This window comes from Prevotella sp. RM4, from assembly GCF_000701965.1.
GTDB lineage: Bacteria > Bacteroidota > Bacteroidia > Bacteroidales > Bacteroidaceae > Prevotella > Prevotella ruminicola.
The window spans coordinates 1,172,828-1,189,651 of record NZ_JNKG01000007.1 but is presented as its reverse complement, the minus strand read 5'-3'; the positions used below and the strand labels follow the sequence as shown (position 1 = coordinate 1,189,651).

General features: G+C 46.2%; 15 protein-coding genes. All 15 read right to left on the bottom strand.

The genetic code is table 11. The annotated features are described in order from the left end of the window. Window positions 1-5: 5 nt before the first annotated feature. A complete protein-coding gene (locus T499_RS0106080) occupies window positions 6-2,129 on the bottom strand; it encodes a fimbrillin family protein (RefSeq protein WP_033150098.1) in 2,124 nt (707 codons plus the stop codon). A 9-nt stretch (window positions 2,130-2,138) separates the two neighbouring features. Continuing rightward, window positions 2,139-4,376, bottom strand: a complete 2,238-nt coding sequence (locus tag T499_RS0106075) for a fimbrillin family protein (protein ID WP_084162912.1) — start codon at window positions 4,374-4,376, stop codon at window positions 2,139-2,141. A 33-nt stretch (window positions 4,377-4,409) separates the two neighbouring features. After that, on the bottom strand, window positions 4,410-5,612 hold the full coding sequence (locus T499_RS0106070) for a fimbrillin family protein (RefSeq protein ID WP_157054527.1): 1,203 nt from the start codon (window positions 5,610-5,612) through the stop codon (window positions 4,410-4,412). Then, a complete protein-coding gene (locus T499_RS0106065; protein WP_198021245.1) occupies window positions 5,599-6,807 on the bottom strand; it encodes a fimbrillin family protein in 1,209 nt (402 codons plus the stop codon). Before T499_RS0106065 ends, T499_RS0106070 begins: the two co-directional genes overlap by 14 nt. Next, window positions 6,804-7,967: a hypothetical protein gene (locus T499_RS0106060; protein WP_033150094.1), complete on the bottom strand. Its 1,164-nt coding sequence runs from the start codon at window positions 7,965-7,967 to the stop codon at window positions 6,804-6,806. The genes T499_RS0106065 and T499_RS0106060 overlap by 4 nt, the downstream gene beginning before the upstream one ends. After that, complete coding sequence (locus T499_RS0106055; protein WP_157054526.1) at window positions 7,964-9,289, bottom strand: DUF3575 domain-containing protein; 1,326 nt, start codon at window positions 9,287-9,289, stop codon at window positions 7,964-7,966. The genes T499_RS0106060 and T499_RS0106055 overlap by 4 nt, the downstream gene beginning before the upstream one ends. Window positions 9,290-9,525: 236 nt before the next feature. Beyond that, window positions 9,526-10,500: a F0F1 ATP synthase subunit gamma gene (locus tag T499_RS0106050; RefSeq protein WP_013063234.1), complete on the bottom strand. Its 975-nt coding sequence runs from the start codon at window positions 10,498-10,500 to the stop codon at window positions 9,526-9,528. A gap of 6 nt (window positions 10,501-10,506) precedes the next feature. After that, window positions 10,507-12,093, bottom strand: a complete 1,587-nt coding sequence (gene atpA / locus T499_RS0106045) for a F0F1 ATP synthase subunit alpha (protein WP_013063841.1) — start codon at window positions 12,091-12,093, stop codon at window positions 10,507-10,509. A gap of 6 nt (window positions 12,094-12,099) precedes the next feature. Continuing rightward, on the bottom strand, window positions 12,100-12,636 hold the full coding sequence (locus T499_RS0106040) for a F0F1 ATP synthase subunit delta (RefSeq protein WP_013065407.1): 537 nt from the start codon (window positions 12,634-12,636) through the stop codon (window positions 12,100-12,102). An 11-nt stretch (window positions 12,637-12,647) separates the two neighbouring features. Then, the gene (gene atpF / locus T499_RS0106035; RefSeq protein WP_013065315.1) at window positions 12,648-13,163 is read right to left on the bottom strand and encodes a F0F1 ATP synthase subunit B; all 516 of its coding nucleotides are present in this window, start codon (window positions 13,161-13,163) and stop codon (window positions 12,648-12,650) included. 54 nt (window positions 13,164-13,217) lie between these two features. Continuing rightward, window positions 13,218-13,460, bottom strand: a complete 243-nt coding sequence (gene atpE, locus T499_RS0106030) for an ATP synthase F0 subunit C (protein ID WP_028913239.1) — start codon at window positions 13,458-13,460, stop codon at window positions 13,218-13,220. A gap of 68 nt (window positions 13,461-13,528) precedes the next feature. Further along, the gene (gene atpB / locus T499_RS0106025) at window positions 13,529-14,584 is read right to left on the bottom strand and encodes a F0F1 ATP synthase subunit A (protein ID WP_033150092.1); all 1,056 of its coding nucleotides are present in this window, start codon (window positions 14,582-14,584) and stop codon (window positions 13,529-13,531) included. Between the two features lie 6 nt (window positions 14,585-14,590). Then, entirely contained in the window at window positions 14,591-14,983 is a 393-nt protein-coding gene (locus T499_RS0106020) for a hypothetical protein (protein ID WP_033150091.1), read from the bottom strand. Window positions 14,984-14,998: 15 nt separating this feature from the next. After that, the gene (gene atpC / locus T499_RS0106015) at window positions 14,999-15,241 is read right to left on the bottom strand and encodes an ATP synthase F1 subunit epsilon (RefSeq protein ID WP_013063897.1); all 243 of its coding nucleotides are present in this window, start codon (window positions 15,239-15,241) and stop codon (window positions 14,999-15,001) included. Between the two features lie 32 nt (window positions 15,242-15,273). Then, window positions 15,274-16,800 carry a F0F1 ATP synthase subunit beta gene (gene atpD / locus T499_RS0106010; RefSeq protein ID WP_013063092.1) on the bottom strand — a complete coding sequence of 509 codons (1,527 nt, stop codon included), beginning with the start codon at window positions 16,798-16,800 and terminating at the stop codon, window positions 15,274-15,276. Window positions 16,801-16,824: the final 24 nt, after the last annotated feature.

Here is a 16,824-nt window from a genome sequence, read left to right as displayed (position 1 = left end):
TCTTTTTAGAACCAAACGTCTTCGCTTGCCGCTACGGTAGTCCAATCGGTAAGCGTGGCAGCAGCATTAATCTGCGTCTTGGTAATGTTCAGGTTATATACGTAATGTACACCTGCCTCCCAAACGTTTGTTGCTTTAGCTGTACCACCATTGGCAGCCACCTTAATAGGTGCCACATCGGCGTAGTACACATCTTTGGCGGCAGATGCATTCAGAGCAGGGTCTTCACTATATACCGTAATCTTGAACTTTACCTTATTTTTATCATTATCAATCAGCGTTTGTGGTATGATTATATCATGATAGTGCTTATTATCACCATTTACCATGTGGAGTGCATATAACTTATTATCGCTCTCGATTGGAACTACAGCCGAACGATCGCTCAGCAGAATATTACCCCCGGTACCAACATTCACTAATTCAACCTTTACATAATCCAATTTAACCAACTTGGCGGTGTTATTATCATCAGTTTGTGATGTTAGTTTCACCTCCACCTGACTCATCATATAGCGGAAGTTCAGGTTGATATAGCCTTCGCGTGCGCAGATACCACCGGTACGCATATCTACCTGCGTATGCCCAGTTTCCTTGTTCCCACATAATGTTTCATCATCAAACTCAGGCATACCAATCATAAAATTACTTGGTGAGGTACTGGCATTATAAGCGCCATTTGCCACCTTAACAACCTGTATACCTTTATCCTCTACGACAAGAGGACCTGTTTTTGCATCCTCATCACGATATGGGAATAATCCACGGAAATGATAATGGGTATTGTGGTCTGGCCAATACAGCAAATTAGTTTCTTTCCAATCCATTGTACCATCGGAAATAATTGAAGGTGTAGCTCCACAAACATAGCCGCCATCAATTGTCTCACTATACCAAAAATCAAATTTTCCACAGACACTAGAAGGTAATGATACTGTTTGAGTTTCTGAACCAGTTACATTGATTTTAGGGTATGCCTCGTCCGAAACAACTTCGTTCCAAGCCGTTACGGTAGCGGTAGTTAAGAGACCTGTTTTATTTACAGTTACATTAATAATGTAGTTGTAGCCAGCTTTTGTTTTAAAGTTTGTATGACCACCAACTTCTGTAATCTTGGCACGAATTTGTTTTGCCGTAACATAATATACATTACCATCAGCCTGTACCACAGCAATCACATCATCATCATTATCTCCAAACTGTGTATCAGGGTAAACTATCGCCTGCTTGATAACGGTATAGGTTTTATCAGTAGTACTGGTAGTTCCAGCGATGACAGCAGCTTTATATTTGCCTTCACTCGCAGCTGTCGCTGTAGCAGTGGCAATATTAATTGTACCATTTGTTAGGCAATAGTCATTCGCAGAATTGGTGATACCATCCAAAGATTTGGCATGAGTCAGCGTTACTACAGGGTCTTCCTCAAACTTATAAGTTGTTTTACCGATTGTGCCCTTTGTAAAACCAACACCAGCCTTAATATTAATAGTAATCTTACTTAAGGGATGGGTAAACACCAAGTTGCCAGGATGCTCCTTTGTAGGCTTTTCGAACTTATATCGATTAACGTAAAGATTGTTAGAAACAATAATGTCGCTATTCAATACGTTTTTGCCATCGGTAGCTACAGGCCATGGCAGACTCTCCCACTTTGATTTATCATCAATAGCAGGAGCCTTATTCATTCCATCTATAGCTACACCCAGCACTTGTAAGCCTTTATTTGTATTTTCTTCGTTTTCTGGATCGCCAATGCCATAGTCGTCCCAATACAGCTTTTCGCTTTCGGTAAACGATAATGCGTTGATGGTTTTGTCTGTTTCTGTGGCAGCTACAGTAGTGCATGTGGTTGGCTTACTAATAGCTGGGGTTGGTTTTCTATTCCACGTACCATCCACCCTAAGGCGAACCTGGGTGTTTGGCTGCATGGCATAATAACCAGTTGTTGCTGGCGACTCTTCAGCACGGGTTAAGGCACGCTGGGCTGGAGAAGCCTCTACCCCAACAGTAAACTCGATAGGTCCATCGACGGTGCGGTCGAAGGTATCCCAGAAGTCCTCACTTGTACAGGAACAAAGTCCCAGTACAAGCGAGGCCGCAAGAGTATATATAAAATCTTTTCTATTCATTACAACGAATTAGCTTTCGAGAGAAATATTAGTTGGTTCAGCCTCAACTGTTTCCCATCCTACAACCGAGCATGTAATATTGGTAATACCAGTCTTTGTTAGTTTAATTGTATAGGTATACTCATAACCAGGATTCCAACGAGTAATAGCGTTGTCAGTACCATTTATCTTAATGGTACTTAAATCGTTAATCACATAATACTGGTTATTATCGGGAGTTGTAATAATCAAGCCAACCTTACGTGTACCATCAACCAATGCCTGTGGTATTACGCTGTACGAGAACTCATTGGTTTTAGTATACGCTGTATTGTAATAAACACCGGCACTTGCAGTAGAAGGAGCAGTAATAGTCTGACCAGCTGCGTCAGTATTCAAACTCTCTTTGATGGGAGTAACCAAACCATTACCCATGCTTACATCACCTCGTGCATAGAAATTGGTAAGAGCAATGGTACAACCTTTTTTATTTTTCTCGTCATAAAGTACAATAGAATTGTTTGTAGCTGCGGGCTGTGCAGGAGTTATCAGCACAATCTTGATGTTGGCCATCATGTGCATCTGAGTCATTCTGATATCAGCATCAGTAGCTCCGATAGCTGGATTGATGTAAGTGCTATATCCATTCGCAACATCGTAAGGCAATGGTGTTGTAAGACCATCAATTGCTTTAATAGGTGCACCCCAGATATAATCAGTACCCTTAGCAAGATCGTTAGATATTGCACCTGATGTCATTGTAAAGTAATCACTACCAGAAGTTGCAACATGATAATTATTTGAAGTTACATTCTCAGATGAAGTAGTACGGAAGTGATAGAACTTGGTGTTATCCTCGTAGTACCATTCTGTGCCCCACTTTTTATTATTTGAGTCGTAAGCAAAATTGGTAGAAGCAGTATATTTACCATTCCAATCAGTACTTTTACTTGCAGTTGTCTGGATGCTTGTTATGGTAGGATCCTGGTAGCGATAGAATGTAAACAGATTATCAGTTATTTCAACTCCTCCATTAAATAAATCAAAACTATAATGGTGGTTATCGAGTGCAAGTTCTCCATTAATTTTTTCAAAATCAACCACGCTGGCGCTAATCACTTCTATCTGTTTCTTATTAACAGTAATGGTAAATATATAATTATTACCCTGTTTCATAGTAATAGATTCCTCAGATGTTTTCTGCCCATTATTAAGTGCAGTAAGCATCATATCCTGTGAAACAGTATACTTGTTGTTATCAATATAGAACTCCAATACGTCTGTATTACTACCTTTGGTAAAAGTATAACCAGGCAATACCTGAGCCATCAAAGAATGGTTATATGTAGCATTATCAGGTATAGTTAGAGTAGTCATCTTTTTGATGTCTGTAGTAGTAGGATTACTTTCCCATGCACCTACTTCTATGTCCAGAGAACCTGAAATGGGTGCATTTAAGAATTTCACATTACCTACTTTACCATCTGCGTCAGCTGTAAAATTGAACGAACCAGTTGAAGCAAAACCAGTACCCTTTACAAGGTTAACAGTAATGCGGCTCAGGGCATGATGAAACTCAAGTTTACCCTGATCAAAAGTACCAGGACCATCAGTTGAGCTACCACTATTCAAACGGAACTTAAGGTAACCATTCTTATCTGTTGTATTGGATGATACCACACCACCTTCACCATTCTTGCTAACATTATTACTATAAGTAAGGTCTTCGGCATCAATGGTAGAAAAATTTTCAATGTCAGCAGATGTTCCACTCTGATCTTCAGACAATTTCCAAGCTATCGTCTCACTAAGTTTACTTGTGCTCCATGCACTAGTACCAGAGAGAAGATTTACAAGATTTTCCCCGTTATTCTTTGGGAGCAACGTTTTGGGAATCGCTACAGCAAAAACCGACAGCTGAGCATCACGACCATAGGCATCGTCCCAATAGCGAACATTTTCATCGGCTATAGCTTCTATTTTAGAAAACGATGCCTCACCTGCAGCTTTGCCATTAGCATAAGTTCGTGTCTCACAATTAGTATTATCAGTATCATCCTTTGCATCTGTACTGCGGATATGCATTGCTATCAGCGTATTCTTTTCAAATCCTGCACGGGTGATTGCAGTATTGCTAGTTTCGCCTACGAACGAAATGGGGGTTTTGCCGTTGGGGTCGACGGGGGTTACGTCGTCCTCGAGATTGTTTGTACATGCTGTTGCCACGAAAGCGGTGGCCATGAGCAAGGGGTAGAAAAGATTTTTCATTTTGTTTGTATTCTTTATTATGTTATTATTCTGTTATTTCTCTAGATCGGTGCTGATAGAACCTGTGACTTCGGTCCATGGGGCCAACTCAGCACTAAACTCGATGGTGAGCGGTTTTAAATCGCTGATATTAATATAATAGGTATATATCTTGTTCGACTCCCATGTGAAGGAATCGATAGTAGTTTCGCCACTTTTTACAGCGATAGGAATATCGCTATAAGGGGTGCCGTTGATATCGAAAGAAATCAACAACTTAACATCCTGCTGTGGTATCTGCAGCAGACCATCTTTGCAATGGAACCAATAAGGGGCAGAAGATGCGTTAAATTGGGAAATATCATCGGTGCCACTACCATCGGTAAGTAACACACATTCAGTCTGTTCAGCAGTTGTGTTCGTAAAATGTCCTGAAAGCATATTAGTTGTAGTAGTTAAATCTGCTGTATAACCATTTGCTTCGGTAATGAACCCTTTAGCACGCTGGACCTTAATCTTGATGTTGCTGAGTTTAAAGGATGCGCCATTGCTGCTATAGATAGCAAAGCGAACCTTTGAGGTGATATGATGGAATGGCAGGGCTACATAACGAGAAAGCCCAGTAGTGTGACCATCGTTGCTTTTATTAATCTGTGCATTATTGTTCAGCAAGTCGTAGTCAAAATCGTCACTCTCCTGGGTACAGCTTACCTGAGCAACATAATAGGGCTCAGCACCTCCTACAATCGAACCATCGACCATAGTCTCTGACTGATAGATAACTGACGTTGGCATTGTAAGATTATCGATAGATAACCTAAAGTTGCCAATCTCATTATCAGCAGGACAAGGCGAGATAGCATGGAAGCGATAAGGCATATTTGAGAAGTCCCAGTATCGCAAATACTGTTCTTTGTAAAAAGTTCGACCTGAGGATGTTACGTAATCCCACTTCGTGTTAAAATTCCAATTATCCTGATAGATCTTTACCTGATAATTATTCATCACCACCTGCTGCTTATCGTTGCCGAAAGCTTTCCAACAGCTTACCAAGAAACCTGTTGTTAAAGTATTATCCGCCCCGGCACGGGTTGCAGGTGAATTAATTGCAGCCTGACTGAACTGCATAGGAACATCATCATGCTGTTCCTCAACATCATGAATTGTTGTATCAGAAGAACATGCCGAAAGGCTGGCACACAAAAGTGCGCCAACCCACCAGCATGATATAGAGTTTAAACGATTAAATATCTTCATTATATGGATTTGCAGCTTCGTAATCCGAGATTGTAGGATTATCAAATACGATAGGATTAAGAGCCTTATCTGTTGGAACAATAGGACTATCTACATCAACTGTACCATCTGTATTACCAGTACCAGTTGTAGTAATGGTAAAGTTATAAGTGTAAGCCTTGTTAGACTCCCACTTAACCATGTTTGCAGGAATAAATACACGAGCATCGCGAACGATAATCTCCTCATTATTATCCTCAGCAATCAGCTTGTAAGATACGTGGAGAGTGAAACCTGGATTATTATCTGACTGAACAACAGCATAGTATGTAGTTGTTGAAACTTCATAATCAGATTCAGAAAGTTCGGTTTTTGTTGGAAGAGCGAAAATCAGGTTTACATTAGAAGTCTTTTTTGCTGTTGCATTTGTAGTAGGTGCATCAGGTTTAGTATAACTGATGGTTACATTAGACTTTTCATTATACTCACCCTTAGTGTACTTCTCGTCAAGAGCAGTTTTAGTATCATCATTAACTGCTGGTGTCAACTGGATACCCTTACCGGCTTCAGTATTATCCTTAACATCAATAAGCTGAACCTTATAACCCGCAACGTTCTCACGGAAAGCAATGTTTACCTTTGCACCAATGTGCTTGAACTGAAGGGGCACATTTTTACCATAACCATTTTCCTTATCTACTGATTTACCAGCATAGATTACATCATTTTTAGCATCGTAACCAGCAGTTGAAGAAACGGTGATAGTTTTGTTTGTTGCATTAAACTCTGTTGCAGAAGCATAAGGTGCATAAGCATAGAAGTTTGTGCTATCAGTAGAATAATCCCAATAACGTGTAACCTGACCATCAACTTTACCTACATAATCCCAACTAGCTGGAGTCTCTCCTGCTGCAGCTGTATGAGCAACTTTGTAGTTACCCATCACCAAAGCCGAAAATGAAGGTTCACCATTCTTCACCTTGTAAGCCCAAACACCGAAATCGTTGTAACCAGCATCCTCAAGATTTGTTGTACGTGTGATGTTCTTTTGGCCCACGTTGAAGGCGATGGGGGCCTCGTTGTTTACTGGTGAATCGCTTACCAGCGAATCGCTACTACAGCTGGCCAGGGCCAGAGCAGAAACTGCATAAGTTAGAATTTTTCTCATTTTTGTTTTTTGTTTTAATATAATTAAATAAGTTTTGTCAATAATCAAATATCAATATTCCACTCTACCTCATCGTAATCCTCGAGGGTTGGGATGAAGAGGCTACCACCGCCTTCGGAGCCGCTACTATCGGGAGGGGTGAGCTTAGAGCAGTCGATCCAGATGGTGATGATGCCGCCATGCGAGTTGGCCTGCATCTGCGAGGTGACGTCGGCCTGATAGGTCTTAACCTGATCGTTGTTCCACACCAGATCGTAATACACGATATTGCTGAGATTGCTACGTGTACCTGCGTAAGGGGCTCCAGAACGGGTGTAGGGCTCGTTGTCGCACAGTCCGAAGGTGGTTAGTTTGCCACCAAACACATCGCACATCTTACCATCTACCTCCCTATTCTCTTTCATACGGGTGTTGAAGTAAACCAACGTAGGCTGGTTGCTGGTATGTCCGGTATAGAGGTTGGTGCTGGCAGCCATCGACGAGATAGCGGCGTTACCATTGATACCTTTGATACGTCCATCGTCGTTATTAAGCAGGATGAACTGCACCAGATAGATATATACCAGCGGACGGAGCTCGGCCTGGAGATGCTTGATATAGACATTCTCGACGGGGTCGTACTCGTAATCCTTGAGATCGGGTGAGATATACACGTTTTCGGAATAGCAGGCATAGAATATCTCAGGTTGATTGAGTACACCAAGCGGGGCATCGCTTTCGTCGGCACGACTGGCATTCAGAATGCTTCGTGACAGGCCACGTGTACCGGTAGTAGTAGCGATAACCGAGTCGGCACTCTCCTTGATAACCAGCACCTGGGTGCCATCCTGAGAGTCGATATTGCTATAGAACAGCATATCGTAATAACCGAACTGGAAGTAACGGCGGAAGCGGTTGTTATCGATGGTAAACACATCGACACCAGAGTGCTTGGCCAGCGGATCATCGCCTTTATAATAGCGGTAAACCTCGTAGCTTGAGGGATGTGGATAGGCCAAGCCGCCCCAGATAGAATCGTCTTTCAAATCCCAGCCGTAATACCACTCGTGCTCAATCTGCACCTCGTTATCCCAAACCAGATTCAGCTCGGTCTGGGCTACCTGTACGTCGACAGCCAGATCCTGTCCGGGCAGATGCAATGGGGGCTCGATACATGATACGAAGCCCAGCATGGCTGCCATGATATATATAAGATGTATACGTTTCATCGTGTGACCTCCTTCTTCTTTCTGTAAATGATGTCGTAAGTAAGATGGATACCTGCGTTGGTAGGTCCGAACCACAGGAACTGGTGGTTACGACGCTTAAAGTCGCTGATGCTACCGTGATAATCGTAGTAGTACTTGCCATCGATAACGTTGCCATTACCCCACACATAAGGATCGTAACGGGTAAGGAAGAAACCGAAGTTGGCACTCAGCTCCATACGCAGACTGCCGCGTTTGTTGAGTTTGAAGGTGTGACCCAAGCCCAGGCCTGCGCCTCCACCCTCGCCTTCCCAGCCTTTGGTTTCGCTAAAGCCGATGCCATAAACCATACCTTCGGCATAGGCTGAGAGATAGGTACCGATGAACTGGCCCTGGCCCTTGAAATAGCGGCGAAGCTCTAACTGTGCATCGCGAATCTGCATGAACTTATGCGTTTCCCAATGGCGATGGTTGGTAAAAGTGAAACCAGCATTGAAAGTATAGTGACCCGACAGCGGGTAGTACTCTAACTGGATATTGCCACCAGGTGCGAAACCGAACTGGGGCACATACAGGAAATCGTGCAGCAGATTGGTACGGATAGCTATCAAGTGGCGACGCTTGAATGCGGGAGCTGACATACTATCGGATGATAGCGGCAAATAGGCAGCAAGGCCAGGCACAGCCAGCATATCGGCTCTAAGCACGGAATTGCATTTGGGGATAGGCATGTACTCGGGATTGATCATATACCACAGCACCATACGACTCTGACGCAATGTGGGGAAATACACCTGCAGCAGGCGTTTCCAGGTGGTGCCGCCATTCAGCGCCATGAGTTTGCTCTTGCACAGGCGTTCATCGCCGTTGCAGGCATCCCATATGGCTTTTACCTGCTGATATTCGGCATCGCCAGCCAGCTCCATCAGTTTTACCAGATAGGCATAATCCTCGGTAACAAACATGGAGTTGATGGGACGATGAGCGATGGGCTGATTGATGTTACTACTGAGGAACTCAATCAGGCGATTGGTACGCTCCCGGCTCAAACGCAGGTTGTTATTGTAAGGACCTTCGGGCGAAGCGGCTCCCTTAACAAATACCTGGCGCAGAATAAGATTGTGATTCTTGAGCCAAGGCACCAAGCTGTCGTTATACAACGAGATAAAGGGATCGTTAGTAGGGAGCTCGGTTCTGTTTACCTTGAATCGCACACCTCGCGCAATCATATCGAACAGCGAATCGCTGACAACCAACGGTTCTGACACCAGCGAGTCGGAAACAAACACAAAAGGGTAATCGGGCAGTTGTTTATACAACCGCGCATCAGGCTTCTGAGCCAAAGCGCTTGCTTGGACTAAAAGCACGAATAACACACACCACAAGTGTCGTAGTAGACAGTAGTTTACTTGTCGCACTTTAATTTTTTAAATAATTTTAATCAACATCCTTTTTTTAAGCGACTGCAAAATTATAAAAAATCTTGCAAAAACTCAAAAATTGAGTTTGGTGTTTAACATAATTTAGAATAAAAAGAAAAGAAGTTTGCGTTTTTGGTTGCGCAAACTTCTTTTACATGTTAGTTATTAACCGAACCACCCACAATATCGAGCAATTCGGATGTAATGGCTTGCTGGCGGCTCTTGTTGTATTGCAAGTTGAGCTGGCGCAGCAATTCATCGGCATTATCAGTGGCCGTTTGCATAGCTACCATTCGGGCTGCATGCTCGGAGGCATTGCTATCCAACAGGGCTGTGTAGAGCATCAGGTGAGCCAGTTTTGGCATGAGCAGCGAGAGCACACAGTTCATGTCGGGCTCAACGATAAAGTTATCGTTAAGTGGCTTAACCTCTTCGCTCTTAGCACCCTCGTCCTTACGCTCTCCCCTATTCTTAAGGTACTCCTGACTCTGCTTGGTGGCAATCACACTCTCAAGATCGCGCTCATGATCGGCCTGCAACTCACTCTCCACATCGATAGGCAGGAAGGTTTTGCGGGTAAGCACCTGCGAGCCTGCACTCTTAAAGTGGTGATAGATGAGTTCTACCTTATCAATCTCGCCCTGAGCAAACTTACGACCCAGCTCCATGGCTATCTCGATGCAGTCGTGTACATTGGGATGATCGGCAAGGGCCGAATACTCGCCCTGCACATTCAAGCCCATCTTACGTGCCTTCTCGTACACCTTGCGACCAATGGGATAAATCTCCACATTATCGCGACCGATGGTTTCGGCGTACTCATTCACAGCATGTGTCATCTGCTTGATGATGTTGGCATTGAAACCGCCGCAAAGCGACGAGTTACTTGAGAACACCACCAGCGCAGCCCTTTTTACGGGGCGCTCCTGATCGTAGATAGTCTGAGCCTCGGCTTCGGCAGCTAAGAACGACTTGAGGATGTGCTCCAACAACTCCTCGTAAGGCAGCATATTCTGAATAGCCACCTGTGCGTGGTGCAGTTTGCTGGAGGCAACCATCTTCATAGCCGACGTGATCTTTCGCGTAGAATTGACTGAGGCTATGCGGCCTTTAATTTCTTTCAGGCTAGGCATAGGCTATCAGGCTTTATACGTTCCAGCAATGTCGGCCATTACAGCCTCGATAGTTGCGGTGGTAGCATCGTCGATCTTACCACTGGCCAGTGTCTCGATAACCTCGGGATGAGCTGAGCGCAGCTTATCAAGGAACGATGTCTGGCACTCGCGTACCTTAGCGATGGGCACTTCGCGCATCAGGCCGTGTACACCGCAATACAGGATGGCAATCTGCTCGCCTACTGGCATTGGGCTGTACTGTGGCTGAATCAACAACTGGTTGTTCTTACGTCCACGGTCCAGCGTCATAGCAGTTACAGCATCCATATCGCTTGAGAACTTTGAGAAGGCCTCGAGCTCACGATACTGAGCCTGGTCGATCTTCAAGGTACCAGCCACCTTCTTCATACTCTTGATCTGAGCCGAACCACCCACACGAGATACCGAGATACCTACGTTGATGGCAGGACGGAAACCTTGGTTAAAGAGGTCGCTCTCGAGGAAGATCTGTCCGTCGGTAATCGAAATTACGTTAGTTGGGATGTAAGCCGATACGTCGCCGGCCTGAGTCTCGATGATAGGCAGAGCGGTAAGCGAACCACCACCCTTAACGTGACCCTTCATGCACTCTGGCAGGTCGTTCATCTGCTCGGCTACCTCCTGCTGTTCGTTCATCTTAGCAGCACGCTCCAAAAGGCGTGAGTGCAGATAGAACACGTCACCGGGATAAGCCTCACGTCCTGAAGGACGACGCAGAATCAGCGATACCTCACGATAGGCCACAGCCTGCTTCGACAGATCGTCGTAAACTACCAGGGCAGGCAGACCACGATCGCGGAAGTACTCACCGATAGCGGCACCTGCAAATGGTGCATAGTACTGCATAGCGGCAGGATCGGCAGCTGTAGCGGCTACCACGATGGTATAAGGCATAGCGCCGTGCTCCTGCAGTGTAGAAACGAGGGCTGCAACGGTACTGGCCTTCTGACCGATAGCTACATAAATACAATACACGGGCTTACCAGCCTCGTAGAAACTCTTCTGATTGATGATGGTATCAACGGCGATGGCAGTCTTACCTGTCTGACGGTCGCCAATGATCAACTCACGCTGTCCACGACCGATAGGAATCATCGAGTCGATGGCCTTCAATCCAGTCTGCAGAGGCTCCTTAACGGGCTGGCGGTAGATAACACCAGGGGCCTTACGATCCAGAGGCATCTCGAATGCCTCGGTGAGATCGATATCACCCTTACCGTCGATAGCCTGACCCAGCGGATTGATAACGCGACCGAGCATGTTGTCGTTTACACGGATAGAAGCGATACGCTTGGTACGCTTCACTACCATGCCTTCCTTGATGCCTGAGGTAGAGCCCAAGAGCACACAACCTACGTTGTCCTCCTCAAGGTTCATCACGATAGCCATGGTACCGTTCTCAAACTCCAGCAGCTCGTTAGCCTCGGCGTTGCGCAGTCCGTAGATACGTGCCACACCATCGCTGACGGTGAGTACGGTACCTACCTCGTCGAACTTCTCGGCATCCGAGATTCCCTTGAGCTGATCGATCAGCACCTGGGAAACTTCGCTTGGTTTAATCTTATCTGACATTGTTGTTTACTTTTTTAATGTATTGAGAATACTGTTGAGTTTGGTTTTGACACTGGCGTCCATCCGGTAGGTGTCGTATTCGAGGATAAAGCCACCGATGATATCGGGGTTAACCTGCGACTCAAACTCTACTGTTCCATTAGTCTTACTCTCCACCATGCGGCGCATCTTCTGTTCTGTTTCAGGCGATACGGCTGCAGCGGTGATGAGTCGTCCGCGGATGACATTCTTCTGCTGGCGGTAAAGCGTGACGTACGAATTGGCGATGAACTGCATCACACTCTCGCGGTCTTCCTTCAGCACAAGCTGTACGAAGGCCTTCATCAGGGGCGAAGGTTCCTTGCCTGCTGCTGTGAGCAGCAGCGCCTCCTTCTTATCCTTCGAGAGCATCGGATTGTCAATCGTAGAGCGCAACTGTGGCACCTCGATGTAGCTCTTTGCTATCTGCTGCATCTCGGCATACACCTGCTGCTCTATCTTAGCGTCGGTGGCACTCTTGAGGAGTGCTCGCGCGTATCTTACCGATATGACTCCTATATCCATACGTTTAATGCTTATTTATCAGTAGAAACATCATCCAGCATACGGTCAATCAAATCCATCTGTGCCTTGTCGTCCTTCAGGCTCTGCTTGAGAACCTTCTCGGCGATGCCAACACTGAGAGCGGCAACCTGCTGACGGATATCGGCAATGGCGGCTTTCTTCTCCTGGTCGATAGCCACACGGGCATCTTCCAAAAGTCGGGCACCTTCGGCCCTAGCCTTCTCCTGAGCCTGCTCCACAATAGCGTCGCGTGTTTCGGCAGCCTCCTTCAGTATCTGAGCCTGCTTGGCACGTGCCTCCTGCAAGATGGATTCTCCCTCCTTCTCGATGTTAGCCAAACGCTCCTGGGCCTCGTGGGCCTTCTTGAGGCTGTCTTCAATGTAGCGGTTTCGCTCCTCAACCATACCAACGATGGCAGGGAAACCATACTTGGCAAGTACGAAGAAGACGACGGCAAACGCCAGAAGCATCCAGAACAAGAGTCCCAGATCGGGGGTGAGGATTGCTGGCAGTTTACTGAAATCCATATTATTTAAAATTTTTCAGTTCTTGAATACTTCAATTCTTGAATTCTTCAATCCTTACTTGATAAGGAATGCACAAGCTGCGATAGCGAAAAGGGCACAACCCTCAACGAAAGCAGATGTCAGAATCATGTTGGTCTGAATCTTACCAGTAGCCTCTGGCTGGCGAGCAATAGCGTCCATAGCGCTACCACCAATCTTACCAATACCCAAACCTGCACCAATTGTTGCAATACCTGCACCGATACCGCAGCCCAGCTGAGCCAGACCCTCGGCTAAAAATAAAGCTGAAATCATAATACTTTTAATTTTTAATTATTAATAATGTTGTTTCTATTTCAATTTTTGAATTTTGCAATTCTTACATTTTACTCTGCGTGGTGCTCTTTGTGGGCAAGCCCGATAAACACCGCACTAAGCATGGTAAATACATACGCCTGAACAAATGCTACCAGCAACTCGAGTGCATTCATAAACAGAAGCATTATGATGCTGAAAGCATTCAGTCCGAGACCGAATCCTACACCCATCGACCAACCGAGGAAAATCACACAGGTGAACGAGAGTATCACAGCGTGACCTGCCATCATGTTGGCAAAAAGACGGATCATCAGCGCAAAAGGCTTGGTGAACACGCCGAACAACTCGATGAGTGGCATTACCGGAGCGGGATAGGCCTTGAGGAACAGAGGTACCTCGGGCCAGAAAATCTCCTTCCAGTACTCCTTATTGGCAAACAGGTTAATGGCCAACATGGTGCACACCGCCAGGAAGAAGGTGATGTTAATGTTGCCAGTAACATTGGCGCCGCCTGGGAATACAGGTATCAATCCGATGAGATTACAGGTAAGGATAAAGAAGAACACCGTGAGCAGGTAAGGGGCATACGGCTTGTAGTGCTTCTCACCTATCGACGACTTGATGAGGTCGTCATGAATCGTCATCACGATCATCTCCATGGCTCCTACAAATCCCTTCGGAGCCTCGCTCTTCGCATCGTGGTTCTTATACCAGCGGGCACAACTCAGGAAAACAGTAATCAGCACTACCACCACAATCCATATCTGCAGCACACTCTTGGTGATGCTCAGGTCGAGGGGGCGTACCTCTTCGCCTCCCACACGCTCATATATCTTGCCGTGATGTTCCTCGCTGAAGAAGAACTGATCGGGCAGACTGTGAGCGGTGCAGAAGAACCACTTTTGTCCTGGATTATCGCTCGCACTACGAAGGATGATTGGCAGCGGAATGCTGATATGACTACCCTGATAGCTGGCGATATGCCATTCGTAAGAGTCGGCCAGGTGCTCGAGTACAATCTCGGGGATGTCGAGCTCCTCACCTTCTCCACCCTCGTTAGCCAGGGCAGGCACAGGCAGCAGGGCTACCATCATCAGGAGGATTATCGTTCTAATTGTTTTCATTACTACTTATCTATTATTAATTCTGGCGAAGAAGATGGAATGGTGTGCAAGCATAGCAAAATAGAATGCTATAAACACCATGAAGAAACGAAGCATAGAATCCTGAGTATCAACCAGATAATAGACAAACATAACCGCCAGCGCAAACAGCATACGGAAGCCTGACACCGCCGTAAAGAAGGTAGGCAGGCTATCGGCTGAACGCAGGGCCACACGGCGCCATATCAGGGCGATACTCACGCATACTACAAGCGAGAATGCCACGCTAACGATGACGGGTGTAAGCAAGTCGAGATACTTTACCTGCATCACCAGGAAAGCGATGAGTGCCAGAGCTACTGTTACCATCAGTCCCTGTCGGATGTAGGCTACGCTCAACTTCTGGATATCCATTGTCATACGATTAACTCAAAATTACTTCAGTTCTACACAAAGACTTACCACATTCTTCTGCACCTCCACGAAACCACCTTGTATCTCCAGCTGGGCTTTACCCTCGGCTGTGGTGTACTCCACGGTGCCGCACTGGAGGGTAGAGATGATTGGCGCATGATCCTGCAGTATCTCGAACTGGCCCATTGTGCCAGGCACGAGAACGCTCTCAACCGCACCGCAGAACTCTATCTTTTCGGGAGAAACAATCTTAAGCTGCAACATAAACTTTAATGTTTAATCTTTAATGTTTAATGTTACGCTTTAGCAGCTTCCAGCAGTTTCTTGGCTTTCTCCTTGGCATCCTCGATAGTACCAACATTCAGGAATGCCTGCTCAGGCAGATCGTCGACCTCGCCATCGAGAATAGCATTGAAGCCCTTGATAGTCTCTTCGATAGGTACCATTACACCAGGCAGACCGGTGAACTGTGATGCTACCGAGAATGGCTGCGACAGGAAGCGCTGTACACGACGTGCACGGTTCACAGTCAGCTTATCCTCGTCGGAAAGTTCATCCATACCCAGAATAGCAATAATATCCTGAAGTTCCTTATAGCGCTGCAGAATCTCCTTTACACGCTGGGCACAATCGTAGTGAGCCTTACCCACAATCAGTGGATCGAGGATACGTGATGTAGAACCCAGAGGATCAACAGCGGGATAGATACCCAGCTCGGCAATCTTACGATCCAACACGGTAGTAGCATCCAAGTGTGTAAACGTGGTTGCAGGTGCAGGGTCGGTCAAGTCGTCGGCAGGTACATATACAGCCTGTACTGAGGTGATAGAACCAGTCTTGGTAGAAGTGATTCGCTCCTGCATCGATCCCATCTCAGAAGCCAGTGTGGGCTGATAACCTACAGCTGATGGCATACGTCCCAGCAGAGCTGATACCTCAGAACCTGCCTGGGTGAAACGGAAGATATTATCGATGAAGAACAGGATATCGGCAGCACCGCCATCCTTACCGCCACCATCGCGGAATCCCTCGGCAACAGTCAGACCAGAGAGGGCTACCGAAGCACGTGCGCCAGGGGGCTCGTTCATCTGTCCGTAAACCAGTGTGGCCTGCGATTTCTTCAACTCCTCAGGGTCAACAAGACTCAAATCCCACTTACCCTGATCCATAGCCTCGCGGAACTTCTCGCCGTAGCGGATTACACCACTCTCAATCATCTCGCGGATCAGGTCGTTACCCTCACGGGTACGCTCACCTACACCAGCGAATACCGAGAATCCGTTGTGACCTTTGGCAATGTTGTTAATCAACTCCATAATCAGTACCGTTTTACCTACACCGGCACCACCAAACAGTCCGATCTTACCACCCTTCATGTAAGGCTCCAGCAGGTCGATAACCTTAATACCTGTAGCCAGAATCTCTTTCTTGGTTGATAATTCTTCGAATGTTGGAGCCTCGCGGTGGATAGGATAAGCGCCTTCCATATCGAGCTGTTTCATACCGTCGATAGGCTGACCGATAACGTTCAGCATTCGACCCTTGATCTGATCGCCTGCAGGCATCACGATAGGTGAGCCCAGGGGGATAGCCTCAAGTCCACGATGCAATCCGTCGGTATTGTCCATAGCCACGCAGCGCACCGTATCCTCGCCGATGTGCTGCTGCACCTCGACAATCAGGTCGCGCCCGTCGCCACGATCAATCTTCAGAGCATCGTAAATCTTTGGCAACACCTTTTCGGCATCCTGGCCCTCGGTATCGAAATATACGTCGATAACAGGGCCGATAATCTGCGAAATGTGTCCAGTAATTTGTGACATACGCTGTTTTATTTTTTAAGTTAC